Source organism: Salipiger marinus (genome assembly GCF_900100085.1).
In the GTDB taxonomy this organism is placed as follows: domain Bacteria; phylum Pseudomonadota; class Alphaproteobacteria; order Rhodobacterales; family Rhodobacteraceae; genus Salipiger; species Salipiger marinus.
In genome coordinates, this window is sequence record NZ_FNEJ01000030.1 from 31992 (window position 1) to 58102 (window position 26111).

At 67.9% G+C, this 26111-nt stretch carries 29 protein-coding genes; 20 read left to right on the forward strand and 9 right to left on the reverse strand.

Annotated elements, in window-relative coordinates:
* The first annotated feature begins 1 nt into the window (after position 1).
* The 5 genes from lgt (at position 2) to BLR51_RS23680 (ending at position 4055) form a co-directional block, all read left to right on the forward strand.
* A complete protein-coding gene (gene lgt / locus BLR51_RS23665) occupies positions 2–889 on the forward strand; it encodes a prolipoprotein diacylglyceryl transferase (protein WP_089851635.1) in 888 nt (295 codons plus the stop codon).
* Positions 886–1950 (forward strand): class I SAM-dependent methyltransferase, encoded by a 1065-nt coding sequence (locus BLR51_RS23670; protein WP_089851637.1) that lies wholly within the window; start codon positions 886–888, stop codon positions 1948–1950. The genes lgt and BLR51_RS23670 overlap by 4 nt, the downstream gene beginning before the upstream one ends.
* Complete coding sequence (gene pgeF / locus BLR51_RS23675) at positions 1947–2702, forward strand: peptidoglycan editing factor PgeF (protein WP_089851639.1); 756 nt, start codon at positions 1947–1949, stop codon at positions 2700–2702. The genes BLR51_RS23670 and pgeF overlap by 4 nt, the downstream gene beginning before the upstream one ends.
* 142 nt (positions 2703–2844) lie before the next feature.
* A complete protein-coding gene (locus BLR51_RS27865; RefSeq protein WP_165616918.1) occupies positions 2845–2988 on the forward strand; it encodes a hypothetical protein in 144 nt (47 codons plus the stop codon).
* Between the two features lie 275 nt (positions 2989–3263).
* Positions 3264–4055 (forward strand): Hint domain-containing protein, encoded by a 792-nt coding sequence (locus BLR51_RS23680; protein ID WP_242656829.1) that lies wholly within the window; start codon positions 3264–3266, stop codon positions 4053–4055.
* On the opposite strand, the gene BLR51_RS23685 is transcribed toward BLR51_RS23680, so the two are convergent.
* Positions 4052–4552: an Lrp/AsnC family transcriptional regulator gene (locus tag BLR51_RS23685; protein WP_089851641.1), complete on the reverse strand. Its 501-nt coding sequence runs from the start codon at positions 4550–4552 to the stop codon at positions 4052–4054. The two genes, BLR51_RS23680 and BLR51_RS23685, sit on opposite strands and share 4 nt — an antisense overlap.
* Before the next feature lie 194 nt (positions 4553–4746).
* Here BLR51_RS23685 and trxB point away from each other — a divergent pair, with 194 nt between their 5' ends.
* Entirely contained in the window at positions 4747–5751 is a 1005-nt protein-coding gene (gene trxB / locus BLR51_RS23690) for a thioredoxin-disulfide reductase (RefSeq protein WP_089851643.1), read from the forward strand.
* Positions 5752–5979: 228 nt separating this feature from the next.
* On the forward strand, positions 5980–7701 hold the full coding sequence (locus tag BLR51_RS23695) for a bifunctional sulfate adenylyltransferase/adenylylsulfate kinase (protein WP_089851687.1): 1722 nt from the start codon (positions 5980–5982) through the stop codon (positions 7699–7701).
* A gap of 105 nt (positions 7702–7806) precedes the next feature.
* On the opposite strand, the gene BLR51_RS23700 is transcribed toward BLR51_RS23695, so the two are convergent.
* Complete coding sequence (locus tag BLR51_RS23700; protein WP_089851644.1) at positions 7807–8034, reverse strand: DUF1150 family protein; 228 nt, start codon at positions 8032–8034, stop codon at positions 7807–7809.
* A gap of 3 nt (positions 8035–8037) precedes the next feature.
* Positions 8038–8448 carry an Hsp20 family protein gene (locus BLR51_RS23705; protein WP_089851647.1) on the reverse strand — a complete coding sequence of 137 codons (411 nt, stop codon included), beginning with the start codon at positions 8446–8448 and terminating at the stop codon, positions 8038–8040.
* A gap of 159 nt (positions 8449–8607) precedes the next feature.
* Between BLR51_RS23705 and BLR51_RS23710 the strand changes: the two genes are divergently transcribed.
* Positions 8608–8832, forward strand: coding sequence for a YdcH family protein (locus tag BLR51_RS23710; protein ID WP_089851649.1), 225 nt, complete (start codon positions 8608–8610; stop codon positions 8830–8832).
* A 6-nt stretch (positions 8833–8838) separates the two neighbouring features.
* Here BLR51_RS23710 and BLR51_RS23715 read toward each other — a convergent pair whose 3' ends face one another.
* Positions 8839–9768 carry an L-lactate dehydrogenase gene (locus BLR51_RS23715; protein ID WP_089851689.1) on the reverse strand — a complete coding sequence of 310 codons (930 nt, stop codon included), beginning with the start codon at positions 9766–9768 and terminating at the stop codon, positions 8839–8841.
* Between the two features lie 121 nt (positions 9769–9889).
* Here BLR51_RS23715 and purE point away from each other — a divergent pair, with 121 nt between their 5' ends.
* From purE to BLR51_RS23730, 3 genes are all read left to right on the forward strand, one after another.
* Entirely contained in the window at positions 9890–10384 is a 495-nt protein-coding gene (gene purE / locus BLR51_RS23720; protein WP_089851651.1) for a 5-(carboxyamino)imidazole ribonucleotide mutase, read from the forward strand.
* Between the two features lie 73 nt (positions 10385–10457).
* Positions 10458–11531, forward strand: coding sequence for a 5-(carboxyamino)imidazole ribonucleotide synthase (locus BLR51_RS23725; protein ID WP_089851653.1), 1074 nt, complete (start codon positions 10458–10460; stop codon positions 11529–11531).
* Between the two features lies 1 nt (position 11532).
* Entirely contained in the window at positions 11533–12627 is a 1095-nt protein-coding gene (locus BLR51_RS23730; protein WP_089851655.1) for a glycosyltransferase family 4 protein, read from the forward strand.
* On the opposite strand, the gene BLR51_RS23735 is transcribed toward BLR51_RS23730, so the two are convergent.
* Positions 12620–13762 carry an alpha-D-ribose 1-methylphosphonate 5-triphosphate diphosphatase gene (locus BLR51_RS23735; protein WP_089851657.1) on the reverse strand — a complete coding sequence of 381 codons (1143 nt, stop codon included), beginning with the start codon at positions 13760–13762 and terminating at the stop codon, positions 12620–12622. The genes BLR51_RS23730 and BLR51_RS23735 overlap by 8 nt on opposite strands.
* A gap of 81 nt (positions 13763–13843) precedes the next feature.
* On the opposite strand from BLR51_RS23735, the gene BLR51_RS23740 reads away from it, so the two are divergent.
* The 5 genes from BLR51_RS23740 (at position 13844) to BLR51_RS23760 (ending at position 18812) form a co-directional block, all read left to right on the forward strand.
* On the forward strand, positions 13844–14287 hold the full coding sequence (locus BLR51_RS23740) for an NUDIX domain-containing protein (protein WP_089851659.1): 444 nt from the start codon (positions 13844–13846) through the stop codon (positions 14285–14287).
* A 39-nt stretch (positions 14288–14326) separates the two neighbouring features.
* Positions 14327–15271, forward strand: a complete 945-nt coding sequence (locus tag BLR51_RS23745; RefSeq protein WP_089851661.1) for an ABC transporter permease — start codon at positions 14327–14329, stop codon at positions 15269–15271.
* Positions 15268–16086, forward strand: a complete 819-nt coding sequence (locus BLR51_RS23750; protein WP_089851663.1) for an ABC transporter permease — start codon at positions 15268–15270, stop codon at positions 16084–16086. The genes BLR51_RS23745 and BLR51_RS23750 overlap by 4 nt, the downstream gene beginning before the upstream one ends.
* On the forward strand, positions 16083–17738 hold the full coding sequence (locus tag BLR51_RS23755) for a dipeptide ABC transporter ATP-binding protein (protein ID WP_089851665.1): 1656 nt from the start codon (positions 16083–16085) through the stop codon (positions 17736–17738). The genes BLR51_RS23750 and BLR51_RS23755 overlap by 4 nt, the downstream gene beginning before the upstream one ends.
* 72 nt (positions 17739–17810) lie before the next feature.
* Positions 17811–18812 carry a P1 family peptidase gene (locus BLR51_RS23760; protein WP_089851667.1) on the forward strand — a complete coding sequence of 334 codons (1002 nt, stop codon included), beginning with the start codon at positions 17811–17813 and terminating at the stop codon, positions 18810–18812.
* On the opposite strand, the gene BLR51_RS23765 is transcribed toward BLR51_RS23760, so the two are convergent.
* Together BLR51_RS23765 and BLR51_RS23770 are read right to left on the reverse strand one after the other, a co-directional pair.
* A complete protein-coding gene (locus tag BLR51_RS23765) occupies positions 18809–19597 on the reverse strand; it encodes an SseB family protein (RefSeq protein WP_089851669.1) in 789 nt (262 codons plus the stop codon). The two genes, BLR51_RS23760 and BLR51_RS23765, sit on opposite strands and share 4 nt — an antisense overlap.
* Positions 19594–20190: a uracil-DNA glycosylase family protein gene (locus BLR51_RS23770; protein WP_089851691.1), complete on the reverse strand. Its 597-nt coding sequence runs from the start codon at positions 20188–20190 to the stop codon at positions 19594–19596. The genes BLR51_RS23765 and BLR51_RS23770 overlap by 4 nt, the downstream gene beginning before the upstream one ends.
* A gap of 258 nt (positions 20191–20448) precedes the next feature.
* On the opposite strand from BLR51_RS23770, the gene BLR51_RS23775 reads away from it, so the two are divergent.
* The 3 genes from BLR51_RS23775 to BLR51_RS23785 all read left to right on the forward strand — a co-directional run bounded on the left by BLR51_RS23775 (position 20449) and on the right by BLR51_RS23785 (position 24106).
* Entirely contained in the window at positions 20449–21696 is a 1248-nt protein-coding gene (locus BLR51_RS23775) for a Na+/H+ antiporter NhaA (protein WP_089851671.1), read from the forward strand.
* Between the two features lie 171 nt (positions 21697–21867).
* Positions 21868–22527, forward strand: a complete 660-nt coding sequence (locus BLR51_RS23780; RefSeq protein WP_089851673.1) for an ABC transporter ATP-binding protein — start codon at positions 21868–21870, stop codon at positions 22525–22527.
* On the forward strand, positions 22505–24106 hold the full coding sequence (locus tag BLR51_RS23785) for a KpsE/RkpR family capsule polysaccharide export protein (protein ID WP_089851675.1): 1602 nt from the start codon (positions 22505–22507) through the stop codon (positions 24104–24106). Before BLR51_RS23780 ends, BLR51_RS23785 begins: the two co-directional genes overlap by 23 nt.
* Before the next feature lie 70 nt (positions 24107–24176).
* Here BLR51_RS23785 and BLR51_RS23790 read toward each other — a convergent pair whose 3' ends face one another.
* On the reverse strand, positions 24177–24743 hold the full coding sequence (locus tag BLR51_RS23790; protein WP_089851677.1) for an NADPH-dependent FMN reductase: 567 nt from the start codon (positions 24741–24743) through the stop codon (positions 24177–24179).
* A 209-nt stretch (positions 24744–24952) separates the two neighbouring features.
* Between BLR51_RS23790 and BLR51_RS23795 the strand changes: the two genes are divergently transcribed.
* Positions 24953–25705 (forward strand): MauE/DoxX family redox-associated membrane protein, encoded by a 753-nt coding sequence (locus BLR51_RS23795; RefSeq protein ID WP_089851679.1) that lies wholly within the window; start codon positions 24953–24955, stop codon positions 25703–25705.
* Positions 25706–25759: 54 nt separating this feature from the next.
* Here BLR51_RS23795 and BLR51_RS23800 read toward each other — a convergent pair.
* On the reverse strand, positions 25760–26111 hold a 352-nt coding region (locus BLR51_RS23800; protein ID WP_207543685.1), incomplete at its 5' end, for an electron transfer flavoprotein subunit alpha/FixB family protein.

Below are 26111 nucleotides of genomic sequence, written 5' to 3' on the forward strand. Positions count from 1 at the left end.
CATGAAAGCCGCCATTCCCTTTCCCCCGCTCTCGCCCGAGATCTTTTCGATCTCGCTCGGGGGCTTTGACTTTGCGCTGCGCTGGTATGCGCTGGCCTATATCGCGGGCATCCTGATCGGGTGGCGGCTGGCCGTGGCCGCCGTGCGCCGACCGGGGCTATGGCCCGCCCAGACCCCGCCGATGACGGCGGGGCGGGTCGAGGAACTGCTGACTTGGGTCATCCTTGGGGTGATCCTTGGCGGGCGCCTCGGCTTCGTGTTGTTCTATCAGCCCGCCTATTACCTGAGCCATCCGGCCGAAATCCTGATGGTCTGGCAGGGCGGCATGTCCTTCCATGGCGGTCTGCTGGGGGTCGTGCTTGCCGGTCTGGGCTTCTGCCTGAAACATGGCGTGCCGCTGGGATCCGCCGCCGACATGATGGCGCTGGCCACCCCGCCGGGCCTGCTGCTGGGGCGGCTGGCGAATTTCATCAATGCCGAGCTTTGGGGCCGTCCCACCGATCTGCCTTGGGGCGTGATCTTTCCGGGCGAGGCGGCGCAGGCCTGCGGGCAGGCGCTGGGTCAGGCCTGCGCGCGCCATCCCTCGCAGCTTTATGAAGCGGCGCTGGAGGGGCTGATCCTTGGCGCGCTGCTGCTCTGGCTCGCCTTCCGGCGCGGCGCGCTGAAAATGCCGTGGCTGGTGGCGGGCGTGTTCTTCGCGGGCTACGGGCTGGGGCGGTTTCTGGTGGAATTCGCCCGCCAGCCCGATGCGCAGTTCGTGACCGAGGGCAACCCGCTGGGGCTGGCGCTACATGTCGGCGGCTGGGGCCTGACCATGGGGCAGATCCTGTCGCTGCCGATGATCGCTCTGGGGCTGGCGCTGGTCTGGACGGCGCGGCGGCGGGCATGAGCGCGCTGCTGCCGCTGCTGCAGGCGCGCCTGCGCGCCGAGGGCCCGATGACCGTGGCGGAATACATGATGCTGTGCCTGCAGCATCCGCAGCATGGCTATTACACCACCCGCGATCCGCTGGGCGTGGCGGGTGATTTCACCACCGCGCCGGAAATCAGCCAGATGTTCGGCGAAGTGCTGGGCCTCTGTCTGGGGCAGTGCTGGCTGGATCAGGGGCGGCCCGCGCGCTTCGTGCTGGCGGAACTGGGGCCGGGACGCGGCACGCTGATGGCCGATGCCCTGCGTGCCCTGCGCGGCGTGCCGGGCTTTCTGGACGCGGCAGAGCTGCATCTGGTGGAAAGCTCGCAGCACCTGCGCGCCGAACAGGCCAGCCGGCTGCAGGGCGCCGCCCCCGTCTGGCATGACGGGCTGGACACGCTGCCCGAGGCCCCGCTGTACCTGCTGGCCAACGAATTTTTTGACGCGCTGCCGGTGCGGCAGTTCCTGCGCGACGGCTCGGGCTGGCGCGAACGGGTGATCGGTTTGCGCGAGGATCAGCTTGCCTTTGGCCTGACCGAGGTCACGCCGCAGGCAGTGCTGGAGCCGCGGCTGGCCGACACGCAGGACGGCGATCTGGTCGAACGCTGCGCCCCCGCCGAGGCGCTGACCGGCGAGATCGGGCGGCGCATTGCCGAACAGGGCGGCGCCGCGCTGATCGTTGATTACGGATCCGACCGCAGCCTTGGCGACACGCTGCAGGCGGTGCGCGCCCATGCCAAGGTGCCGGTGCTGGCGGATCCGGGTCAGGCCGATCTGACCGCGCATGTGGATTTTGGCGCGCTGGCCCGGGCCGCCGCCCCGGCCTGTGCCAGTGGCGCCGTGCCGCAGGGGGTGTTTCTGGAACGGCTTGGCATCACGCAGCGGGCGCAGGCGCTGGCCCGCAGGCTGGACGGTGCGGCGCTGCAAAGCCACATTGCCGCACATCGCCGGTTGACGCACCCCGATGAAATGGGAAGGCTGTTCAAGGTGCTGGGGTTACACCCGCGATCCGCACCGCCGCCGCCGGGACTGACCGAATGACGCTTGACTACATCACTTCGCCGCTGCTCGATCCGCTGCGGCATGGCTTCTTCACCCGCAAGGGCGGCGCCTCCTCCGGGATTTTCGCCGGGCTGAACTGCGGCCCCGGATCCTCGGACCAGTCAGAGATCGTGGCGATCAACCGCGCCCGCGTGGCGGCAGCGATGGATCTTGCGCCCGAGGCGCTGGTCAGCGTGACGCAGGTGCATTCGCCCGATGTGGTGACGGTGACCGCGCCGCTGCCCGATCCGCGCCCGCGCGCCGATGCCATGGTCACCGCCACGCCGGGTCTGGCGCTGGCCGTGCTGACCGCAGACTGCCAGCCGGTGCTGTTTGCCGATGCCGAGGCAGGCGTGATCGGCGCCGCCCATGCGGGCTGGCGCGGCGCCATGGCCGGGGTGCTGGGCGCCACGGTGGACGCGATGCTGGCGCTTGGCGCCAGCCGCAGCGGCATCCGCGCCGTCATCGGCCCCACGATCAGCCAGCGCGCCTATGAGGTCGGGCCGGAATTTCTGGAGGATTTCGTGACCGAGGATCCGCAGAATGCCCGGTTCTTCGCCGGGGGGCAAGGCGACCGGCTGCATTTCGATCTGCCCGCCTATGGTCTGCATCGCCTGCGCGACGAGGGGATCGAGGCGGAATGGACCCGGCACTGCACCTATGCCGATCCCGACCGCTTCTATTCCTACCGCCGGTCCTGCCACGAACGGCACGCGGATTATGGCAGGCTGATCTCTGTCATCCGCCTTTAAGCAACAAATCGCAACAAACCGGGTCGGGTGCAGGGAGTGTCTCTGTCCCGACCAAGATGTGCCGCATTTGGCGGCGAAACTGCGGAGACTGGGCACAGGCCACCGGCCCCCGCACAAGAAAAACACGAGCACGGAGCAGACCATGACCCGCAAAAGCCGTTTCCTGAAATCGGTGATCGCCGCCAGCCAGAACGCAAAGCTGACCCTGCCTTGGGCCCGGGGCACGGCGCGGGCCGCGATGATCGCCCGCCGCAAGCCGGTCGAGGCCGGCACCCGCCGCGCCTGACCTTTGCCCCCCTTTGACGCGCCGCTGCGGCGTCCGGGTCATGATCCGGGCGCCGATTCGCTTTTTTCGCGCCACAACTCTGGCCGACTGTCGCCTGTTTGCGGATCAGTCCGGGCGGGCGGGCCGGGATTGATCGTCAGGTTTACATCAAAATAAGGTCAAATTTGACAACCTGCGCCGATTGCGGCCATTTCTGGGCCTACGAACCACAATCGTCCTTCTGTCGTTGCTGGTGGGGGCCAGCACGGATGTGACCAGCCTGTGAAGGTGCTCACATGTTCCGTATCGTCCCACCCCCGCGCCCGCAGGCCGACGCGGTTCCGTCGTCTTTATCCGGTGACCTTGTCGCTCTTCGGGACGGGCGGCCTCGGCGCGCAGCTTCTCTCCTGCGCAAATACGAGGCCGCCGCGCTCCTGCCTGATCTTTCCGTCACCTTCCGTCAGCAGATGGCCCCGGCAATCCCGCTGTTCGAACAGGCCTGTTCAGCCTTGGCACGGGGCACGCTGCTGCGCAGCCCGCGTGGGCCGGTGGCGATCGAGGATCTGCTGCCCGGCGATGTCATCGACACCAGCCATGGTCCGCAGCCGGTGACATGGATCGGCGCCACCAGCTATGTGCCGGGCCTGTCCGATCAGCCCTGCGGGGTGCAGGCGCTGACACGGCTTACCGCGGATGCGCTGGGGCTGGGGCGGCCTGCGGGCGATCTGCTGCTGGGGCCCGCCGCGCGTATGGTGGTCACGCGCCCCTATCTGCGCCGCCTGATCGGGCGGGACCGGGTGCTGGTGCCGGTGGCCGATTACGCCGATGGCGACCGCATCATCGAGGTGCGGCCCGGCGGGGCGGTGCAGCTTTATCATCTGATGACACCGCGCCACGGCACCTTTTTTGTCGGCGGGATCGAGCTGGAAACCTATCATCCCGGTCGTGCCGTGGCCGATCTGGCCGGGCACAACCTGCGGGCGCTGTTTCTGTCGCTCTTCCCGCAGCTGTCGGCGGTGGAGGAGTTTGGCGCGCTCAGCCTGACCCGGTCCACCCGCGAGGTGATCGACGGGCTGGTCGCCTCCTAGGCAGAGCGGTTGAGCCGCGCTTCCAGCACCTCGAAGGGCACGCCGGGTTCATCCTTGGCGCCACGGATCACCAGAGAGGTCTTGACCGATCCGACATTGGGCGCGGTCAGCAGCTGCCCGGTCAGGAAGCTTTGAAAGGTCGACAGATCCGGCGCCACGCATTTGAGGATAAAATCCACCTCGCCGTTCAGCATGTGGCATTCGCGGACCAGCGGCCATGCGCGGCAGCGATCCTCGAAGGCGCGCAGATCCACCTCGGCCTGACTCTGCAGCCCGACCATGGCAAAGACCTGCACCTCGAATCCCAGCTCGCGCGGGTCGACCTCGGCGTGATAGCCCCGGATGAAGCCCTGTTCCTCCAGCGTGCGCACGCGGCGCAGGCAGGGGGGCGCGGAAATGCCCACGCGGCGGGCAAGCTCCACGTTGGTCATCCGGCCATCGGCCTGAAGCTCTGCCAGAATTTTCCTGTCGATGGGATCGAGCCGGTTAGCGGGCATGCGCGGTCCTCAATGCTGTTCGCGATTATTATACCATTCGGGGCTGGCTGCGCAATTATCTTTCGCATTTTTGAAAGAATCTTGTCCGAGTGCAAAAGCCGCAGGATCCCGAAGATGCGCGGGGTTTGCGTCGCCGCGCGCCGTGGCTATATGCAGGTTCCAAACCAAATACCATAGCTTCCAAGAGGCGCGCCATGTCCGACACCCGCCACACCCGGCTTCTTATCATCGGCTCCGGCCCGGCAGGTTACACCGCCGGTGTCTATGGCGCCCGCGCGATGCTGCAGCCGCTGCTGGTGCAGGGGCTGGAGCCCGGCGGCCAGCTGACCACCACCACCGAGGTGGAGAACTGGCCCGGCGAGGTCGAGGTGCAGGGCCCCGAACTGATGGTCAAGATGGAGGCACATGCCCGCGCCATGGGCACCGAGATCGTCGGCGACATCATCACCAAGCTTGATCTGGGCGTGCGGCCCTTCGTGGCACATGGCGACAGCGGCACCACCTATACCGCCGACGCGGTGATCCTTGCCACCGGCGCGCGGGCGAAATGGCTGGGCCTGCCCTCCGAAGACGCCTTCAAGGGCTTCGGCGTGTCGGCCTGCGCGACCTGTGACGGGTTCTTCTATCGCGGGCAGGAGATCGTGGTGATCGGCGGCGGCAACACCGCTGTCGAAGAGGCGCTGTTCCTGACCAACTTCGCCTCCAAGGTCACGCTGATCCACCGCCGCGACGAACTGCGCGCCGAAAAGATCCTGCAGGAGCGGCTGAAGAAGAACCCCAAGATCGCCCCGCTGTGGTTCCATGAACTGGTCGAGGTGGTGGGCGAAGACAGCCCCAAGGGCGTGACCGGCATCCGGGTGCGCGACGTGCGCAGCGGCGAGGAATCCGAAATTCCCTGCAAGGGCGTGTTTGTCGCCATCGGCCATGCGCCCGCGTCGGAACTGGTCAAGGACCAGCTGGAAACGCATATGGGCGGCTATGTTGTGACCAAGCCCGGATCGACCGAAACCGCCATTCCCGGCGTGTTCGCGGCGGGCGACCTGACCGATCACAAATACCGGCAGGCCGTGACCTCGGCGGGCATGGGCTGCATGGCCGCGCTGGAGGCGGAGCGCTGGCTGGCCGAACAGGGGCTGGACGAGGGCCGCGACGAGACCCTGCCGCTGGGCTATGGCGCCCCGGTCGACGAAGGCGTGTAAGACGGGCAAGGCGCCGGGCATCAGCTTCGTTTCCCGGCGCGCTGGCCCTGACATCGGCAAATTCATGCCACTGCCCGGCCAATCGCGGGGCAGTGGTGCGGCGTTTCCGTAACCGGGCGCTGCGGCGGGCACTGAAAATGTTGATTTTGCGCAGAGCGCGGCGCTAAGCCTTTTGGCGCAGATCCGTAATTTCTCACGCCATACATTATGAGAGCCTTGCCCATGTCCATGTCCATGTCCAGCAACCTTGCCCCGATCCCCGAGCTTTACGTCTCTTACGAGAGCGCCCAGAAGCTCAAGATCGAGGCGGGGACTCTCGTCTCCCATGATCTTTCGCCGCGTCAGATCTGCGATCTGGAACTGCTGATGAACGGCGGGTTCAACCCGCTGAAAGGCTTCCTGTCCGAGGCGGATTACACCGGCGTGGTCGAGGACATGCGCCTTGCCGATGGCACGCTCTGGCCCATGCCCGTCACGCTGGACGTGTCGCAGGCCTTTGCCGACAAGATCGAGATCGGTCAGGACATCGCGCTGCGCGATCAGGAAGGCGTCATTCTTGCCACCATGACCGTCACCGACAAATGGGTGCCCGACAAGGCGCGCGAGGCCGAGAAGGTATTCGGCGCCGATGATTCCGCCCATCCCGCCGTGCATTACCTGCACCACACCGCCGGAGAGGTGTATCTGGGTGGCCCGGTGACCGGCATCCAGCAGCCGGTGCATTACGATTTCCGGGGCCGCCGCGACACGCCCAACGAACTGCGCGCCTATTTCCGCAAGCTGGGCTGGCGCAAGGTCGTGGCGTTCCAGACCCGCAACCCGCTGCACCGGGCGCATCAGGAACTGACCTTCCGCGCCGCGCGCGAGGCCGAGGCCAACCTGCTGATCCATCCCGTGGTCGGCATGACCAAGCCCGGCGATGTGGACCATTTCACCCGCGTCCGCTGCTACGAGGCGGTGCTGGACAAGTATCCGGCGGCCACCACCACCATGTCGCTGCTGCCGCTGGCCATGCGCATGGCGGGCCCGCGCGAGGCGGTGTGGCACGGGCTGATCCGCCGCAACCACGGCTGCACCCATTTCATCGTGGGCCGCGACCATGCGGGGCCGGGCAAGAACTCCAAGGGCGAGGATTTCTACGGCCCCTACGAGGCGCAGGATCTGTTCCGCGAGCACGAGGAGGAGATCGGCGTCAAGATGGTGGACTTCAAGCACATGGTCTATGTGCAGGAGCGCGCCCAGTATGAACCCGCCGACGAGATCGCCGACCGCGACACCGTCACCATCCTGAACATCTCCGGCACCGAACTGCGCCGCCGTCTGCAGGAAGGTCTGGAGATCCCGGAATGGTTCTCCTTCCCCGAGGTGGTGAAGGAGTTGCGCCGCACCAAGCCGCCGCGCTCCAATCAGGGATTTACCGTGTTCTTCACCGGCTTTTCGGGCTCGGGCAAGTCGACCATCGCCAATGCGCTGATGGTCAAGCTGATGGAAATGGGGGACCGTCCGGTGACGCTGCTGGATGGCGACGTGGTGCGCAAGCATCTGTCGTCGGAGCTGGGCTTTTCCAAGGAGCATCGCGACATCAACATCAAGCGGATCGGCTATGTCGCGTCCGAGATCACCAAGAACGGCGGCATCGCCATCTGCGCCCCCATCGCGCCCTATGCGGCCACCCGCCGCGACGTGCGCGAGATGATCGAGAGTTATGGCGCCTTTGTCGAAGTCCATGTCGCCACCTCGATCGAGGATTGCGAAAAGCGGGATCGCAAGGGGCTCTACAAGCTGGCGCGCGAAGGCAAGATCAAGGAATTCACCGGGATCTCCGATCCCTATGACGTGCCGGAAAACCCCGAACTGCGCGTCGACACGGTGAATGTCGATGTCGACAACTGCGCGCATCAGGTGATCCTGAAGCTGGAAGCGATGGGCCTGATTGGCGGCGCGCAGTAACCGCCCGCCAAGGCGCTGGAATGACGAAGGCCGGGCACTGCGCCCGGCCTTTTTCTGTGTGCGGCGTCAGGGATGCGGCGCGGGAAGGGCCCGGGCCGCTGCGGGCTAGTGCACCGTCACCGGCGCCAGATCGTTCTGGCGGGCCAGCGCAAAGGCCAGCTTGCGGTCGCGCACCAGTGCGAGCCGTTCGCCATCGGCGCGGTGCACGGCATACAGCGTCTGCTGCTGTCCGGCCTGCTGCTGCACCTCTTCGGGCAGGTCGGCGACCGCCACGGGGCGCACATAGACGATCCGTTCGGCGTCGAAATCGGGGAAACTCGTATTGATATTCATGGCTCAGCCCTTTCTGATCTGGATCGTCTGCACCACCGTTTCCGGGCGGGACATGGTCAGATCGATGTGCAGAAGACCGTTTTCCATAACGGCCTCACCCACCTCAACTCCATCAGCCAGCACAAAGCTCCGCTGAAACTGCCGCGCTGCAATGCCGCGATGCAGAAAGATGCGTTCGGACCCGTCATCGCGCTGACGCCCGCGGATCACCAGCTGGCGTTCCTCCACGGTGATGGACAGCTCGCCTTCGGCGAAGCCGGCCACGGCCAGAGTGATGCGATACGAGCGGTCCGAAGTCTGCTCGATGTTGAAGGGCGGGTATCCCTCGCTGGTTTTTGCGGTACGCTCGAGCAGACGCTCAAGCTGCTCGAAACCGAGCATATGCGGGTAGGAGCCCAGGGTCAGTTTGCTCATCGACATGTCCTTGACTTTAAGCGACCGTCTGCCCGAGTCCCGCTTTGCGGCGGCTCGGACATGTTAAATATGGGAAGCAGCCGTTTGTTGCGCAAGGGCTTTGCGAAACGGTCGCGACGCGGTATGTTTCTGCTCTGCCAAGGAACAGGGGTTTCCCGAATGAACGCACCGCAGGACATCTCGATGAAGACCGAGGAAGTGCTGCGCGTCGAACTGGCGGTGTTCAAACGGGAACACCGCGATCTCGACGACGCCATCCGCGCACTGCAGGAGCGTGGCGTGGCCGATCAGCTGACGCTGCAGCGGCTGAAGAAGAAGAAGCTGCACCTCAAGGACAAGATCGCCCTGATCGAGGACCGGCTGACCCCCGACATCATCGCCTGATCCGGCTCAGCGCAGCTGCGCCGCCGTCTCCGCCAGCAGTTCGGCCGAGGCGCGCAGCGCGGTCGCCTCGTCTGCGTCCAGATCGGGCAGCAGCGTGGCGATGACCCCGGCGCGCCCGATGACCCGCGGCAGGCTCAGCGCCACATCCGCCACGCCCTGAATTTCGGGCGTTGTGGCCGAGACCGACAGCACCGCGCGCTGGTCGTCGCGGATCGCCTGCACGATGCGCGCCAGCCCCGCGCCGATGCCATACCATGTGGCGCCCTTGCCCTCGATGATGCGATAGGCGGCGCGGCGCACGGCGTCGTCGATGCGGGCGCGCATATCGGCGATCAGGGGCGCGCCCATCTGGTCGGCAAAGCCCGCCAAAGGCACCGCCCCGGCGCGGGCGGAGGACCAGCCCAGCACCTCTGAATCGCCATGTTCGCCCAGCACATAGGCATGCACCGACTGCGCGGCGATGCCCAGATGATCCCCCAGCAGGGCGCGGAACCGCGCGCTGTCCAGTATCGTGCCCGATCCGATCACCCGCGCCGCAGGCAGGCCCGAGACGCGCCGCGCCACGTCGGTCATGACGTCCACCGGGTTGGTGGCCACCAGCAGCAGCGCGTCCGGCGCGGCATCCCGCACCGCCCCGATGACCTCGGCGAACACTTGGGCGTTGCGGGCCAGCAGGCTGAGCCTGCTTTCGCCCGGCTTCTGCGCCACACCGGCGGCAAGGATGACCACGGCGGCGCCCGCCAGCGCGTCATAGTCGCCCGCGTGGATCTGGCACGGATGGGCAAAGGGCACGGCATGGGCGATGTCCTCGGCCTGCGCGCGGGCCAGTGCCGCGTTGCGGTCCACCAGCACCACCTCGCTCGCGCCGCCGCGCAGGGCCAGCGCATAGGCCGCCGCCGATCCGACCATGCCTGCCCCGATGATTCCCGCCTTCATGGCCATCTCCCTGTCTCTGGCTGCAGCCTTGCACGGCACGGGCCAAACACAAAGCGCCGCCATGGACACGGGGGGCGCAGCGGCTATAGTGCGTCTTTTCCCGGCGGCGCAGAGGGCACGGATGACGGAACAAGCGGTGAAGGTCGGCATCATCATGGGCAGCCAGTCGGACTGGTCCACGATGCAGGAAGCGGCGGCGATGCTGGACGAACTGGGCATCCCGCACGAGGTGCGCATCGTGTCGGCCCATCGCACGCCGGACCGGCTGTGGTCCTATGGCAAGGAAGCCGTGGCGCGCGGGCTGCAGGTCATCATCGCGGGTGCGGGCGGTGCGGCGCATCTGCCCGGCATGATGGCGTCCAAGACGCGGGTGCCGGTGATTGGCGTGCCGGTGCAGACCCGCGCGCTTCATGGTGTGGACAGCCTTTATTCCATCCTGCAGATGCCGCGCGGCTTTCCGGTGGCCACCATGGCGATCGGGGCGGCGGGTGCGGCCAATGCCGGGCTGATGGCGGCGGGGATCCTCGCGCTGCAGGATCCGGCGCTGGCGCAGCGGCTGGAGGACTGGCGCGACGCGCTGTCGGCCTCGATCCCCGAAGAGCCGCTGCGCGACTGAGCCGCCCAAATGCGCGGTTGCGGGCGCGGGCGTTTCGCAGGAAAAGCGGGAACAGACACGCAAGGAGGCGCAGATGACCGGACCCCTGCCGCAAGGCGCAACTCTCGGTATTCTTGGCGGCGGCCAACTGGGCCGCATGCTGTCGGTGGCGGCCAGCCGTCTGGGGTTCCGGAGCCACATCTTTGAACCGGGGGCGGATGCGCCCGCAGCGCAGGTGGCCGATGCCGTCACCACCGCCTCTTACGAGGACGTGCAGGCGCTGACCCGCTTCGCCGAAGCGGTCGATGTGGTGACCTATGAATTCGAGAACGTGCCGACCTCGGCGCTGGAGGTGCTGCAGGTGCTGCGGCCCATCCGCCCGGGGCGCGAGGCGCTGCGGGTCAGTCAGGACCGGCTGACCGAAAAGGATTTTCTGTCCGGTCTCGGCCTGCGCACGGCGCCCTATGCGCCCGTCGACAGCCTTGAGGATCTGCACCGCGCGCTGGGGGCAATCGGCGCGCCCGCCATCCTCAAGACCCGCCGCTTCGGCTATGACGGCAAGGGGCAGGTGCGGATCATGGCCCCCGAAGAGGCCGTGGCCGCCTTTGACGCGCTGCAGGGCGCGCCCGCGATTCTGGAAGGTTTCGTCGATTTCAGCCACGAGGTGTCGGTGATCGCCGCGCGCGGACAGGACGGATCCGTGGCCTGCTACGATCCCGGCGAAAACGTGCATCGCGACGGCATCCTGCGCACCACCACCGTGCCCGCGCGGCTGACCGCCTCGCAGCGGCAGGATGCGGTGCTGCTGGCCGGGCGCATCCTGACCGAGCTTGACTATGTGGGCGTGATGGGGGTGGAGTTGTTCTGCGCGCCCGGCGGGCTGGTGGTCAACGAGATCGCGCCGCGCGTCCACAATTCCGGCCACTGGACCCAGAACGGCTGCACCATCGACCAGTTCGAACAGCATATCCGCGCCGTGGCGGGCTGGCCCTTGGGCGATGGCAGCCGCTATGCCGATGTGCAGATGGAAAACCTGATCGGCGCCGATATGGACCGCGTGCCCGAACTGGCCCGCGAAGCCGACACCGCGCTGCATCTTTACGGCAAGGCCGAGGTCAAGGCCGGGCGCAAGATGGGCCATGTGAACCGCATCATCCGGGGCACCTGACATGGCGGCGGTGTTCCTGCTGCTGGCCTCCAGCCGTGACACCGGGTCGGGATGGGGCGCCGTGGCGCAGCATCTGTCAGAGGCGCAGGCGGCAGCAGGCCGGGTGATCCTGCTGACCGGCGACGAGGCCGAGCCGGAGGCGCGGCGCCTGACCAGCCAGCAGCGCGGACGCGGGCGGCTGCTGCGGCTCTGGCGCGACGCGGCGCGGGTGCGCAGGGTGCTGGCCTCCGAAGGGCTCGATCCGGCGCGGGTCACGCTGCTGGCGGTGGATGAGACCGTGCTGCCGCTGGCCGCCTTTCTGAACATGCGGCACGGGCTGCGCTTCGGTCTGGTCTATCACGGCACCTATGCGGTGGATCCCGGCACCGGGTTCGACCGCCGCGCCATGGCGCTGGCCGAACGCAGGGCCACGGCGATCTTTGCCGTCAGCCGCTTTACCCGCGATGCTGTGCTGGAAACCCGTCCGGCGCTTGCCGCCAAGATCCATGTCGCCAATCCCGGCGTGCCCCGGCGCGACATCACCCCCTTGCCCCGCGCCGACCGGGCGCCCGTGGTGCTGTCGGTCGCGGCGGTCAAGCCGCGCAAGGGCGCCGACCGTCTGGTGGAAGCGCTGGCGCTGATCCCCGCCGCGCGCAGGCCAAGGCTGGAGATCCTTGGCCTGACCAAGCCCCGCAGCACCTTTCAGCGCAAGGTCATGGACCGCATCGCCGAGCTGGGGCTGGAGGATCATGTCACCTTCCGCGGCTTTGTCAGCGCGGCAGAGCGCGATCAGGCCTATGCCCGCGCCATGCTGTTCGCGCTGCCCTCGCAGCAGTCCCGCACCGGGTTCGAAGGCTTCGGTCTGGTGCATCTGGAGGCCAACCAGTTCGGCACCCCCACCATCGGCTGCCTGAACTGCGGCAACGAGGATGCCATCACCGATGGCGAAACCGGTTTTCTGGTCGATCCCGAAGATACGGCGGCCCTCGCCGACCGTATCGACCGGCTCTGTTCCGACCCCGGCCTGTGGCAGCGCCTGTCCGAGGCGGGCCATGCGCGGGTTCAGGCGCAGACCTATGCCCCCATGGCCGAGGTGGTGCGCCGCACTCTTAGCTGAGGAAGCGCGCCGCCACCGCGCCCGACATGAAGGCCAGCTGCCCCCCGGCAAAGGTGGCCTCGATCCGGCGGGTGGTGCTGTCCCTCACGATCAGGTCGGCGCGCAGCCCCGGCTCCAGCCGTCCGCGATCCGTCAGACCCAGCAGCCGCGCGGGCCCTTCCGACACCAGCGCCCAGGCCTGCGCTTCGGTCAGGATCCCCAGTTCCACGCAGCGCCACGCCGCGCGGGCGGGGGCGGGGTAATGGTAATCCGAGGCGAGCGCATCGCACAGCCCCTCGGCCACCAGATCCAGCGCTGAGACATTGCCCGCATGGCTGGCGCCGCGCACCACATTCGGCGCGCCCAGCACCACGGCATCGCCTGCCTGCCGCGCCGCCAGCGCCGCCTCGCGCGTTTCGGGAAATTCGGACACGCGCGCGCCGCGCGCGCGCCACAGCGCGCGGGTGTCGGCGCTGCCATCATCATGGCTGCCCATGGTCACGCCGCGCGCCGCCAGCCGCGCGCAGAGCGCATCAAGGGCCGCGGGCACCTCGGCGGCGCGGGCATGCAGCCCCTGCATCAGCGCCAGATGCGCCTCCGGGCTGCGACCGCTTTTCAGCGCCTGCCCGGTCAGCCGGGGCGGGGTGCGCCCCGCCGCCAGCCGGTCATGCGGCAGATGGTCGTTGAACACCACATGCCCGATCCCCCAGCGCGCGACCGCCGCTTCTGCCGCGGCGAAGCCATCCAGAAAATGCGTCTCCAGCCGCAGCTGCAGGCGCAGATCCACCGGCACCGTCGGCGCCACGGCGGCCACGGCGGCAAAAACCTCGGCGGCGAAGTCCGGGCCGCGCATCCCGCCTTCCCATGACCAGAACTGCGCAAGGGCGGCGGTGGTGATGCCATTGGCCGCAAGCTCTGCCGCCACCGCCACCATGCCCGCATCGCGTTCGCGCAGCGCGCCCCGGCGCGGCGCCATATGCCGTTCGAACCCGTCGCCATGGGCATCCACGATCCCCGGCAGCAGATCATAACCCGCCAGATCCACCCGCCGCACCTGTGGGTCGGCACAGATCCGCCCCCCGGCCATGGACAGCGGCTGGTCGTCCCAGCCTTCGGGGCGCAGCACGCGGGCATTGTCGAAGCTGAGCGCGATCATCCGGGTCTCCCTTGGCGGCACGGCGCTTGAGATACAGGCGCCCCTGCGCTTATGAAAGGGCGAACAGCCGGAGCCCTGCCCATGTCCCTTTCGCCCCGCCTTGCGGCCCGTGCCGTGATCCTGATGGACAACCGGCTGCTGCTGGTCAACGCATGGCCGGGCGGGGTCAGCGACCTGTGGTGCGCGCCCGGCGGCGGGGTCGAACGCGGCGCCTCGCTGCCCGACAACCTCGCCCGCGAGGTGCATGAGGAAACCGGCCTGACCGTCGCCGTAGGCCCGCCCTGTCTGGTCAACGAATACCACGACCCCGCCAGCGGCTTTCATCAGGTCGAGGTGTTCTTTCGCGCCCGCATCACCGCTGGCGTGCTGGACCCGCTCTGGCGCGATCCCGAAGGCGTGGTCAGCGAACGCCGGTTCGTCACGCGCGAGGAGATGGCGAGGCTGCGCTTCAAGCCCGACAGCCTGCCGCATGTGGCATGGGGCCGGGGCCTTGGCTACGATCCGCTTGAACTGCTGGCGCGCTAGGTGCTGGACCGCCGCGCGCGCCGCGCCTAACCTCGCGCCATGATGGGCTATCTCCTCAAACGTCTGGCGTCGCTTGCGGTCTCGCTGCTGGCTGCCTCTCTGGTGATCTTTCTGGTGGTCGAGGTCGCGCCCGGCGACCCCGCCAGCTTCATGCTGGGGATGAACGCGCGGCCCGATACGGTGGCGGCGCTGCGGGCGGAACTGGGGCTCGATCTGCCGGTGCACCTGCGCTATCTCGACTGGCTGGGCGGGATGCTCACCGGCGATTTCGGCATTTCCTACACCTACCGCACGCCGGTGGCGCAGATGGTGGCGGACCGGCTGGCGGTCTCGCTGCCGCTGGCGGCGGGGGCGCTGGCGCTGTCGACGCTGATCGCGCTGCCCGCAGGGCTGATCGCCGCCGCGCGCCGGGGCCGGGCGCCGGACATGGCGGTGATGGGCGCCACGCAGCTGGGCATCGCGCTGCCGAATTTCTGGCTGGCCCTGCTGCTGGTGCTGCTGTTTGCGCTGAAGCTGCACTGGCTGCCTGCGGGCGGCTTTCCCGGCTGGGAGGATCCCGCCGCCGCCCTGCGCGCGCTGATCCTGCCCGCCACGGCGCTGGCCCTGCCGCAGGCGGCGATCCTTGCGCGGGTGCTGCGCTCGGCCCTGCTCGACATTCTGGCGGAGGAGTTCATCCGCACCGCCCGCGCCAAGGGGCTGAGCCGCGGTCAGGCGCTGCTGCGCCACGGGCTGCGCAACGCGCTGATCCCGGTTCTGACCATTCTGGGGCTGCAGTTTTCCTTCCTGCTGGCGGGGGCGATCATCATCGAACAGGTGTTCTTCCTGCCCGGGCTCGGGCGGCTGATCTTTCAGGCCATCACCCAGCGCGACCTGATCGTGGTGGAATCGGTGGTGCTGCTGCTGGTCTTTGCGGTGATCGTGGTGAATTTCCTGACCGATCTTGCCTATGCCGCCGCCGATCCACGGCTGAGGCACCGGCGGTGAGGCGCGCTGCTATCCTGCTGGGCCTGCCGCTCAGCGCGCTGGTTCTGGGCGCGGCGCTGCTGTCGCTGGTCTGGACGCCCGGCGATGTCACGGCGCTCGACATCCCGGCACGGCTGCAGCCGCCCTCGTCCGCGCACTGGCTGGGCACCGACCATTTTGGCCGCGACCTCCTCAGCATGGTGATGGTGGGGGCGCGCGCCTCGCTGATGGTGGCGCTGGTGGCGGTGGGGCTGGGCCTGCTGCTGGGGGTGCCGCTGGGGCTTGCCGCCGCCTCCCGCGCGGGTGGGCCGCTGGACGAGCTGGTGATGCGCACCAATGACCTGATCTTCGCCTTTCCCTCGCTGGTCATCGCCATCCTGATCACCGCGCTGGCGGGCCCCGGGGCGCTCAACGCCATCCTCGCCATCGGCATCTTCAACATTCCGGTGTTTGCCCGCGTGACGCGCGGCGCGGCGCTGCCGCTCTGGCGGCGCGACTTCATCCTTGCCGCCCGGCTGGCGGGCAAACACCGCAGCCGCATCAGCGCCGAACATATCCTGCCCAACCTGATCCCGCTGCTGATCGTGCAGGGCACCATCCAGATCTCGCTGGGCATTCTGGCCGAGGCGGGCCTGTCTTATGTCGGGCTGGGCGCGCAGCCGCCGCTGCCCTCATGGGGCCGGATGCTGGCCGAGGCGCAGACCATGGTGGCGCTGGCGCCGCATGTGGCGCTGGTGCCCGGGGCTGCGATCCTGCTGAGCGTGCTGGGGCTGAACCTGCTCGGCGACGGGCTGCGCGACCATCTCGACCCAAGGCTGAGGCCCGCGCGCGCATGAGTGTTTCCATTGGCTCCAAATATCCCGGGGAGCGCGAGGGGCAGAGCCCCTCGTCTCTCCCTGCACCAGCGCTTTCCCTGCGTGGCCTGTCGGTGACGCTGGGCGGCAGCGCGGTGCTGCAGGAAATCTCGCTGGATCTGGCGGCGGGGGAAATCCTCGCGCTGACCGGGGAATCGGGCTCGGGCAAATCCATGACCGCGCTCGCGATCATGGGCCTGCTGCCCGAGGGCGCCGCGACCCGCGGGGACATCATGCTTGGCGACACCCGGCTGGACACCCTGACAGACCCGCAGATGTGCGGCCTGCGCGGGCGGCGGCTGGGCATGGTGTTTCAGGAACCGATGACGGCGCTTGATCCGGTGATGACCATCGGCGCGCAGGTGATGGAGACGATCCTCATCCACCGCGCCCTGCCACGGGCCGAGGCGCGGATCCGCGCGGCGGAAACCCTTGCGCGGGTCGGGCTGCCGCCCGATCAGGTGCCGCCGACGCGCTATCCGCACGAACTCTCCGGCGGGCAGCGCCAGCGCGTGGTCATCGCCATGGCCATCGCGCTGCGCCCGCAGATCCTCATCGCGGACGAGCCGACCACGGCGCTGGACGTGACCACACAGGCGCAGATCCTCGATCTGCTGACGGATCTGGTGCGGCAGGAGGGCATGGGCCTGCTGCTGGTGACCCATGATCTTGCGGTGGTGGCGGGCCGGGCCGACCGGCTGGCGGTGATGCAGGCCGGGCGCATCGTCGAGGAGGGGCCCGCTGCAGCACTGCTGGCCGCACCGCGCCATGCCTATACCCGCGCGCTGATCGCCGCCGCGCGCCACCAGCCGGTTCTGCCCCCGCGCGACCCCGGCGGGCCGCTGTTGCAGGTCAGCGGGCTGCGCCGCCACCACGCGCTGCCGCGCGCCCATCCCTTTGCGAAGCGTCGCCTGTTCCACGCGGTGCAGGGGGTCGATCTGCAGATCCGGCAGGGCGAACGGGTGGCGCTGGTCGGTGCCTCGGGCTGTGGCAAATCCACGCTGGCGCGCGCGCTGCTGGGGCTGGATGCGGTGCAGGGGGGCACGATCACGCTGGCCGGGCATCCGGTGCTGGCGGGCCGCCGTGCCGATCCCGACCAGCGCCGCCGCCTTCAGGCGGTGTTTCAGGATCCCTATGGCTCGTTCAATCCGCGTCACAGCGTGGGCCGCCTTATCTCCGAACCGTTCCACCTGCTGCCCGACCCGCCGCAGGGGGCCGCGCGCGAGGCCGCCGTGGCCGAAGCGCTGCGCGCGGTGGGTCTGTCGCCCGATCATGCCCGGAGCCCGATCCACGCCTTTTCCGGCGGCCAGCGCCAGCGCATCGCCATCGCCCGCGCGCTGATCATCCGGCCCGACATGGTGATTTTCGACGAGGCGGTGTCGGCGCTGGACGTGCGGGTGCGGGCGCAGATCCTCGACCTGATCGCGGATCTGTCGCGCAGTCACGGGCTGGCCTGGCTTTTTATCAGCCACGATCTGTCGGTGGTGCGGGGAATCGCCGACCGGGTGCTGGTCATGGAGGCCGGGCGCATCGTGGAGGAGGGCGCGCCCGCGCGGATTTTTGATGCGCCGCAGCATCCCGCCACCCGCGCGCTGCTGGCCGCGGCACCACATCTGCCCGATCCGGCAGGCTGACCGCTGCGCGGGGCTTGCCTTGGGTGCGGCCTGCGGCGGAAGATGGCGCGACACGTCCGCAAGGAGGATGCGATGCGACCCGGACCGCGCAACCTGATCACCGATGTCGCAGGGTTGCGCGTCGGCAATGCCGATGACCTTGCGCTGAAAAGCGGCACCACGGTGGTGGTGGCGGAGGCGCCTTTTGTCGCCTCGGTGGCGGTGATGGGCGGCGCCCCCGGCACGCGGGAAACCGATCTGCTGGCCCCGGACAAGACCGCGCCCGGGGTCGATGCGCTGGTGCTGTCGGGGGGCAGCGCCTTTGGTCTGGCGGCGGCGCAGGGGGTGATGGACGCGCTGCACGAACAGGGGCGCGGCTTTGCCGTGCTGTCGGCGCGGGTGCCCATCGTGCCCGCCGCCATCCTGTTCGACCTGCTGAATGGCGGGCACAAGGACTGGGGCGTGAACCCTTATCCGGCGCTGGGGCGGCAGGCGCTGGCCAATGCCGGCGAAAGCTTTGCGCTTGGCAGTGCCGGGGCGGGGGCGGGCGCGCAGACGGCGCAGCACAAGGGCGGGCTGGGCTCGGCGTCGGTGGTGCTGCCGGGCGGGGTCACCGTGGGGGCGCTGGTGGCGGTGAACCCGATGGGCAGCGTCACCACGCCTTCGGGGCGGCATTTCTGGGCGGCCCCCTTCGAGATGGGCGAGGAATTCGGCGGGCTGGGGCCGGATCCCGCGCGCGGCTTCCAGCCGCTGCCCGACAGCCGCAAGCTGGCGGCCATGGCGGGCATGGGCAATACCACCATCGCCGTGGTGGCCACCGATGCCGAGCTTGACAAGGCGCAGGCGCACCGGCTGGCGGTGGCGGCGCATGACGGCATCGGGAGGGCGATCCATCCCGCCCATTCGCCCATGGATGGCGATCTGGTCTTTGCCGCCGCCACCGGGCACAGACGCCTGACATCGCCACAGCAGCTGGCCGAGATCGGCCATGCCGCCAGCCTGTGCCTTGCCCGCGCCATCGCCCGCGCGGTCTGGGAGGCGCGTCCCGCCCCCGGCGACACCCTGCCGACGCTGCGGCAGGATCTGGGGCTTTAGCGCAGGATCGGCGGGCGGTTCGGATCCGATCCCGGCGCTACCGGTTCCAGCCGTTCGGGGGCGGTGATCTGCGGCAGATCAAACCGCAGGCCGACCCGCGCCAGCCGCGCCGCAAGCTCGTCGCTGTCGCGCAGGAACAGCACGTCCAGCGCCCCCGCTTCGATGCCGGAGAAGACCAGCGCCTCGTTCACGGCGCGGGCCAGCGCGGATTCCGCCCCCGGCACATGCCCGGCAAAGGCCAGCACATGGCCGCGCGTGCCATCGGCATAGCGCGCCGCCGCCAGCCACGCGCAGCGCGCAAACCCCGCCGCCGTGGCAAGCTTGGTGTCGAGCGCGGTCAGCAGCGCCTCTGGCAGGCCCTTGGGGGCCAGCACCTCGGCCAGCTGCGCCTCTTCCTCGGCGGGGCCATGGGTCAGGGTTTCCGCCAGCCAGTCCACCGCCTCGGCGGGCAGCAGGATGGAGGCGGGGGAGACGTCAAGGTTCACGCCCAGCCCGATGCCCTGACCGGCCAGCATGCTGACCACGGCGCGGCCCGACAGCGCCGCATAGGGGGCAGCGCGGCCCACGAACTGCGACAGCCGGTCCTCCCGGTCGAAGACCAGCACGAAGCGGGCATCGCCCAGATCGAACACTTCGGGATCGACGCTGTCGCCGCTTGCCTCGTGGGCCAGCAGCAGGAACAGTTCGCCATCGGCCAGCCGTTCGTAAAAGCGCAGGCGCTTGGTCTCATCCTCGGGGCTGGCCTCCATCGCGGAGAGCGCGGCATCAAGCGGTGTCTGTGTCATTCCATCACCTCGCGGACCCGGCTGCGGAGCGCGGGCAGAAGCTCCTCGCCGAACCATGGGTTGCGTTTCAGCCATCCCGTATTGCGCCAAGACGGATGCGGCAAGGGCATGGCGCGGGGCATGTGGTCGCGCCAGCCCCGCACGGTGTCGGTCACGCTGGCCCGCGTGGCCAGATGATAGCGCTGCGCATGGCCGCCAACATAGACCCGCAGCGGAATTTCGCCCAGTTCGGCGAAGATCGCGTCATGCCATGTGGCGCGGCAGACCGGGGGCGGCGGCAGGTCCGATCCTTTGGCGTCATAGCCCGGAAAGCAGAAGGCCATGGGCACGATGGCGACAAGCGAGGTGTCCCAGAACTGCGCCTCGGTCAGGCCCAGCCAGTCGCGCAGCCGCACCCCCGACGCATCGTCGAAGGGCCGCCCGGACCCGTGCACGCGCGCGCCGGGCGCCTGTCCCGCGACCAGAATCCGCGCGCCGGGGCGGAACCAGACCACGGGACGCGGCGCATGACGGGTGGCGGTGGCGGCAAAGCGCGGCGCGCACAGGCGGCAGGACCGCAGGCGGGCGGCAAGATCGGGCGGGGCATCGGTCATGCTGGTGAGATAGGGGCGCAAAGCCCGCGCCGCCAGATCCGGCGAGGGCGGCGGCAGGAGCCGGGCGCAGGAAAGTGAACCGGGCGGTTCGCAAGGCTCTTTTCTTTCGCTGCGGCCTGTCACAAGACTGCGCGCATGCATGACCATGGACACCAGAGTCGGACGAGACAGGACGGGGCGGCGCAGCCAAATCCCCCGCTTCGGGTGTTTCGCCACATCATCAAGACAATCACCGGAACCGGGAGCGGGGGGAGACTTATGTATCGCGTCTGGAATTTCCTGACGAGTTATTCGTTGCTGCTGATCATCGGCGCGCTGGCCGCGCTGGTCTGGGCCAACACGAATGCCGAAAGCTATCATCATTTCGTGGAGTTCGTGATCTGGGACAATGCGCCCATCGGTCACCTGCATGACGGCCACCGCACCCTGACGCTGCACTACCTGATCAATGACGTGCTGATGGCGATGTTCTTCGCCATCGCCGCCAAGGAGGTCTGGGAGGCGGTCATTCTGGAAAAGGGCAGCCTGCGGGGCCGCCGGGCGGCGACGCCGCTTTTCGCCACGCTGGGCGGCATGCTGGGGCCGATCGTGGTCTTTCTGGGGCTGGCCACGGTCATGGGATCCAGCGTGTATACCGCCGTGGCGAATGGCTGGGCGATCCCCACGGCCACCGACATCGCCTTTTCCTATCTGGTGGGGCGGCTTGTCTTTGGTGCCGGGCATCCGGCGGTGCGGTTCCTGCTGCTGCTGGCCATCGCCGATGACGCGGCGGGGCTGATCATTCTGGCGCTGTTCTACCCTTCGGCCGATCTTGCGCCGCAATGGCTGCTGCTGTCGCTGGGTGCGGCCATCGGGGTGTTCGTGCTGTTCAACTGGCTGCCGCGTCGGCTGGACGCGGGCAAGCAGGAGCGGCCCAATTCCACATGGGTCCGCAACAAGCTCAGCTTCTGGCCCTATGCCATCGCAGGCTGCCTGTCGTGGTATGGCTTCATGCGGTCGGGGATCCATCCGGCGCTGGGGCTGCTGCCGATCGTGCCCGCCATCCCCCATGCCGACCGCGCCTTCGGCATCTTCGCCGAGGCCGAGGAGCATCTGACCGACCTGCTCAACACGATGGAACACGCGCTGAAATATCCGGTGGAGATCGTGCTGTTCTTCTTCGGCCTGCTCAATGCCGGGGTGGAGTTTTCCTTCATCGGTCCGGCCACATGGCTGGTGCTGCTGGGGCTGCTGGTGGGCAAGCCGATGGGCATCTTCCTGTTCGGCTGGATCGCCGCCCGCCCGCTGCGGCTGGGGATCCCGCAGGGCATGCGCATCCTTGATCTGGTGGTGGTGGGCTGCGTCGCGGCCATCGGCTTTACCGTGTCGCTGTTCGTGGCCTCCGTCGCCTTTCAGGCGGGGCCGGTGCAGGACGCCGCCAAGATGGGCGCGCTGTTCAGCTTTGCCGCCGCAGGCATCTCGATGATCATGGGGATGCTGCTGCGCGTGCAGAAACAGGCGATCTAAGACCAAGGCGCGGGCGCCTGCCGGACGGCGGGCGCCCGTAACATCTTCGCGCCCAAGTGTGGAATCATTGTGGTTTGCATCTAATTTAGGACATATTCTGACCAAACTCGCCGCCTAAGACATGCTTAATCGCCGCTTGCTAAACCGGCGCTTGCGGATCGGGGCAGGGCAATGATCGAATTCGATATGGTCAGCAAGTCCTTCTGGACGGGGCAGCGCCGCAAGGTGATCCTTGACCGTGTCTCGTTCCGGGTCGAGCTTGGCGAAAGTCTGGGCATCCTTGCGCCCAATGGCACCGGCAAGACCACGCTGATCAAGATGATGGCGGGGCTGGAAAAACCCGACGAGGGCGAGATCCGCCGCACCTCCCGCGTGTCCTTTCCGCTGGGCTTCATGGGCGGGGTGGTCAGCAAGATTTCGGCCCGCGAAAACGCCCGGTTCATCGCGCGGCTTTACGGGCTTGACCCCGACTATGTGGAATCGTTCTGCCGCTGGCTCTGTGATCTGCGCGAATATTTCGACCAGCCCATCGGCACCTATTCTTCGGGGATGCGGTCGCGGTTCACCTTTTCGCTGATGCTGGCGCTGGATTTCGACATCTACCTGATCGACGAGGGCATGCCCAATTCCACCGATGCGGAGTTCAACCGCAAGGCCAGCGAGATCCTGCTGGAACGGCTGCGCACCACGACCATCGTGATCGTGTCCCACCAGCCGGCGATTCTTGAAAAGTTTGCGCGCAAGGCTGCCGTCCTGATGGACGGGCGGCTGCACATGTTTGAAACCTTGGAAGAGGCGAAGCGGCTTTATGACTACGAAACCCAAGGCTAGAAAATTCCGCATCCGCCGCGCCACCCCCGCCGACGCCGATCTGCCCGAAGAGCGGTCCGTCGCCAGTGACACGCCGCCGCCTGCCGCGACGGGCCCGAGGCCGCCTGACCCCGCCGAGGCGCTGCGTCAGGAGGACCTGACCGGGCGCCAGCTGCGCATGGCCCGCCGCGTGGCACAGAAGCACGGGCTGGAGCCTGCTTCGGATCTGGATGCGGTGCGGCTGCTGCGTGCGCGGGGCATCGACCCGTTCCAGCGCACCACCATGCTGGAACTGGTGGTGCCGGGCCATGGCGCCGACGGCGCGGCCGCGCCCGCCCGTCCCGAGGGTCGGGTGCAGCTGCCCCAGACGGTGCCCGCCGGGAAAAGCCTGCCGCAGACCGTGCCGGAGGGGCGCCCGCAGCTGCCCTCGACCCGGACGGCCAGCCCGGCAGAGCGCCGCGCGGCGGAGATCACGCAGATCCAGCGCGACCTTGCCAAGCGGCGGCGGCGCAAGATGGTGCTGCTGCTGACGCGGCTGGCGTTTTTCGTGATGCTGCCGACGCTGATCGCGGGCTACTATTTTTATGTGGTCGCCACGCCGATGTATGCGACCAAATCGGAATTCCTGATCCTGAAGGCGGAAAGCTCTGCCGCCGGCATGGGCAGCCTGTTTTCCGGCACGCAGTTCGCCACCAATCAGGATGCCATCGCAGTGCAAAGCTATCTGCTGTCCAAGGATGCGATGCTGCGGCTGGACCGTGACGAGGGCTTCAAGACGCATTACGAACAGGCGTGGATCGACCCGATCCAGCGGCTGGAACCCGGAGCCTCGAACGAGGAGGCCTACAGTCTTTACAAGCGCAACATCGAGATCGGCTATGATCCGACCGAAGGCGTGGTGAAGATGGAAATCATGGCCGCAGATCCGGAAACCGCCGCCCGGTTCAGCCGCGCCCTGATCGGCTATGCCGAAGAGCGCGTGGACAACCTGTCGCTGCGCAAGCGGTCCAACGCGGTCACCGATGCCGAGGCCGGGCTGCTGGATGCCGAACGGCAGCGCGCCGAGGCGCAGGAAAAGCTGGTGCGGCTGCAGCAGGATGGTGCGGTGATCGACCCCGAGGGGCGCATCGCCTCGCTGCGGACACAGATCAGCAATGTCGAGGTGCAGCTGCAGGAAAAGCGGCTGACGCTGCAGGCACTTCTGGACAATGCCCGCCCCAACAGCAGCCGGGTCGATGGCGCGGAAGGCGACGTGCGGCGGCTGGAGGCGCTGCTGGCGCAGCTCAATTCGGAGATGACCACCGCCACCACCGGGGAAAACTCGCTGGCCGAGGTGGCGGTGCAGATCCAGCTGGCGCAGGCCGATCTGGCCACGCGCGACCTGATGCTGCAGACGGCGCTGGAACGGCTGGATCAGGCGCGGCGCGATGCCGACAGTCAGGCGCGCTATCTCACAACCTCGGTGGTGCCGGTCGCCTCCGAGGATCCAAGCTATCCGCGCAAGTTCGAGAACACGATCCTCGCCTTCCTGATCTTTGCGGGGATCTACCTGATGATCTCGCTGACCGCGTCGATCCTGCGCGAACAGGTGTCGACCTGACCGGCGGGCATCGAACGAAAAAGGGCCGCCGGAGCGATCCGGCGGCCCTTCTTTTCGGGTAAGCCTTGGTTCAGGCGCGGGTGGGCTTCAGCGCTGCAGCCCAGATGGCCAGCTCGTCCAGCATGCCTGCGGTGCCCTTGCCGACTTCCGAGTTGGGCGAAAGTTTGCCATCCTCTTTGATGTCGCCAAAGACCATGGGCATCGGCACGACCTGCTTCAGCGGCATGATGTTCATGTTGGCGAGCAGCATCCGCAGTTCCTGAGCGGAGCGCAGACCCCCCGAGATGCCGCCATAGGAGACGACGCCCGCGGGCTTGCGTTCCCATTCCAGCACCAGCGCCTGCAGCGCGTTGACCACGGCGGCGGGCGGGAAGGAGTTGTATTCCGGCGTCACGAAGATGAAGGCATCGGCATCATTGACCGCAGCGCTCCATGCCTTGGTGTGCTCATGCGTGTAGGACTGCATCGCCGGGTGGTTCGGCTCGTCAAGCAGGGGCAGGCCGAAGGTGTCGAGGTCAAGGATCTCGACCTCGAACTTGCCATGCGCGGTGGCCTGTTCGGCAACCCAGCTGCTGATGATGGGCCCGATCCGGCCGGGGCGGGTGCTGGAGGTGATGATCTTCAGCTTGAGCGACATAAGACGTCCTTTCGTGATCCAGTGGGCCGGGGCAGGGCGCACCGGCAAATGCTTACAGACGCCAACCTAGGCTTTCGCCGCAGCGCCGCAATTGCCTGCACCGCACAGCGCGGGTGCATTGCCGCACGAAGCCTGCGTGCGGGAACCATCAGGGTGCGGTGATGCGTTGGTCCTGATCTGCCAGACAAAGCCCGCGAAAGGAGCATCCGATGCCCGATGCCGCCCCCGCCACTGCCCGGCTTTACCGGATGGTGATGCCTGACCACCTGTGCCCATGGGGCCTGAAATCCCGCCACCTGCTGCGCCGTCAGGGCTACAAGGTCGAGGATCATCCCCTGACCAGCCGTGCCGAAACCGAAGAGTTCCAGCGCCGGGAGGGCGTGAAGACCACGCCCCAGACCTATATCGACGGCGAGCGGATCGGCGGCTACGAGGATCTGCGCCGCTTTTTCGGCAAGCCGGTGGCGGATCCCGACGCCACCTCCTATCGCCCGGTGGTCGCGATCTTTGCCGTGGCGCTGCTGGTCGCGCTGGCGCTTGCATGGGTGGCGGAGGGCAGCCTGCTGGCGCCGCGGCTGCCGGAATGGTTTGTGGCCACCGCGATGGTGCTGCTGGGGCTGCAGAAGCTGCAGGATGTCGACAGTTTTGCCACCATGTTCCTGAATTACGACCTGCTGGCGCAGCGCTGGGTGCCCTATGGCCATGTCTATCCCTTTGCCGAAACCGGCGCGGGGGTGCTGATGCTGGCCGGGGTGCTGACATGGATCGCGGCACCGGTGGCGCTGTTCATCGGCACGGTGGGCGCGGTCTCGGTGCTCAAGGCGGTCTATGTCGACCGGAGAGAGCTGAAATGCGCCTGTGTCGGCGGCTCCAGCAACGTGCCGCTGGGGTTCGTGTCGCTGACCGAAAACCTTGGCATGGCTGGCATGGCGGTCTGGATGATGGCCAAGAGCTTTATGTAAAAAGCCAAACAAAAAGGCCCGCCGGAGCGGGCCTTTTTTATGGATGTGCAGCGGTCAGACTTTCTGGGTCAGCTCCGGGACCAGCTGGAACAGGTCGCCGACGAGGCCGAAATCGGCGACCTGAAAGATCGGCGCCTCTTCGTCCTTGTTGATCGCCACGATCACCTTGCTGTCCTTCATGCCCGCAAGGTGCTGAATTGCCCCGGAAATCCCGCAGGCGATATACAGATCCGGCGCCACGACCTTGCCGGTCTGGCCCACCTGCCAGTCATTCGGCGCAAAGCCCGAATCGACCGCGGCGCGGCTGGCGCCCACGGCGGCGCCCAGCTTGTCGGCCAGCGCCTCGATGATGCGGAAATCCTCTTCGGATCCGACGCCGCGCCCGCCCGAAACCACGATCTTGGCC

Bases quoted from the DNA above. Each gene is read 5' to 3' on its own strand.
- BLR51_RS23785 (WP_089851675.1), top strand. From the start codon at position 22,505: ATGACTACGAAACCCAAGGCTAGAAAATTCCGCATCCGCCGCGCCACC.
- BLR51_RS23695 (WP_089851687.1), top strand. From the start codon at position 5,980: ATGTCCATGTCCAGCAACCTTGCCCCGATCCCCGAGCTTTACGTCTCT.
- BLR51_RS23680 (WP_242656829.1), top strand. From the start codon at position 3,264: ATGTTCCGTATCGTCCCACCCCCGCGCCCGCAGGCCGACGCGGTTCCG.
- pgeF (WP_089851639.1), top strand. From the start codon at position 1,947: ATGACGCTTGACTACATCACTTCGCCGCTGCTCGATCCGCTGCGGCAT.
- BLR51_RS23780 (WP_089851673.1), top strand. From the start codon at position 21,868: ATGATCGAATTCGATATGGTCAGCAAGTCCTTCTGGACGGGGCAGCGC.
- purE (WP_089851651.1), top strand. From the start codon at position 9,890: ATGACGGAACAAGCGGTGAAGGTCGGCATCATCATGGGCAGCCAGTCG.
- BLR51_RS23775 (WP_089851671.1), top strand. From the start codon at position 20,449: ATGTATCGCGTCTGGAATTTCCTGACGAGTTATTCGTTGCTGCTGATC.
- BLR51_RS23755 (WP_089851665.1), top strand. From the start codon at position 16,083: ATGAGTGTTTCCATTGGCTCCAAATATCCCGGGGAGCGCGAGGGGCAG.
- lgt (WP_089851635.1), top strand. From the start codon at position 2: ATGAAAGCCGCCATTCCCTTTCCCCCGCTCTCGCCCGAGATCTTTTCG.
- BLR51_RS23770 (WP_089851691.1), bottom strand. From the start codon at position 20,190: ATGACCGATGCCCCGCCCGATCTTGCCGCCCGCCTGCGGTCCTGCCGC.
- BLR51_RS23685 (WP_089851641.1), bottom strand. From the start codon at position 4,552: ATGCCCGCTAACCGGCTCGATCCCATCGACAGGAAAATTCTGGCAGAG.
- BLR51_RS23725 (WP_089851653.1), top strand. From the start codon at position 10,458: ATGACCGGACCCCTGCCGCAAGGCGCAACTCTCGGTATTCTTGGCGGC.
- BLR51_RS23670 (WP_089851637.1), top strand. From the start codon at position 886: ATGAGCGCGCTGCTGCCGCTGCTGCAGGCGCGCCTGCGCGCCGAGGGC.
- BLR51_RS23710 (WP_089851649.1), top strand. From the start codon at position 8,608: ATGAACGCACCGCAGGACATCTCGATGAAGACCGAGGAAGTGCTGCGC.
- BLR51_RS23715 (WP_089851689.1), bottom strand. From the start codon at position 9,768: ATGAAGGCGGGAATCATCGGGGCAGGCATGGTCGGATCGGCGGCGGCC.
- BLR51_RS23700 (WP_089851644.1), bottom strand. From the start codon at position 8,034: ATGAATATCAATACGAGTTTCCCCGATTTCGACGCCGAACGGATCGTC.
- trxB (WP_089851643.1), top strand. From the start codon at position 4,747: ATGTCCGACACCCGCCACACCCGGCTTCTTATCATCGGCTCCGGCCCG.
- BLR51_RS23790 (WP_089851677.1), bottom strand. From the start codon at position 24,743: ATGTCGCTCAAGCTGAAGATCATCACCTCCAGCACCCGCCCCGGCCGG.
- BLR51_RS23730 (WP_089851655.1), top strand. From the start codon at position 11,533: ATGGCGGCGGTGTTCCTGCTGCTGGCCTCCAGCCGTGACACCGGGTCG.
- BLR51_RS23795 (WP_089851679.1), top strand. From the start codon at position 24,953: ATGCCCGATGCCGCCCCCGCCACTGCCCGGCTTTACCGGATGGTGATG.
- BLR51_RS23735 (WP_089851657.1), bottom strand. From the start codon at position 13,762: ATGATCGCGCTCAGCTTCGACAATGCCCGCGTGCTGCGCCCCGAAGGC.
- BLR51_RS23740 (WP_089851659.1), top strand. From the start codon at position 13,844: ATGTCCCTTTCGCCCCGCCTTGCGGCCCGTGCCGTGATCCTGATGGAC.
- BLR51_RS23760 (WP_089851667.1), top strand. From the start codon at position 17,811: ATGCGACCCGGACCGCGCAACCTGATCACCGATGTCGCAGGGTTGCGC.
- BLR51_RS23765 (WP_089851669.1), bottom strand. From the start codon at position 19,597: ATGACACAGACACCGCTTGATGCCGCGCTCTCCGCGATGGAGGCCAGC.
- BLR51_RS23745 (WP_089851661.1), top strand. From the start codon at position 14,327: ATGATGGGCTATCTCCTCAAACGTCTGGCGTCGCTTGCGGTCTCGCTG.
- BLR51_RS27865 (WP_165616918.1), top strand. From the start codon at position 2,845: ATGACCCGCAAAAGCCGTTTCCTGAAATCGGTGATCGCCGCCAGCCAG.
- BLR51_RS23705 (WP_089851647.1), bottom strand. From the start codon at position 8,448: ATGAGCAAACTGACCCTGGGCTCCTACCCGCATATGCTCGGTTTCGAG.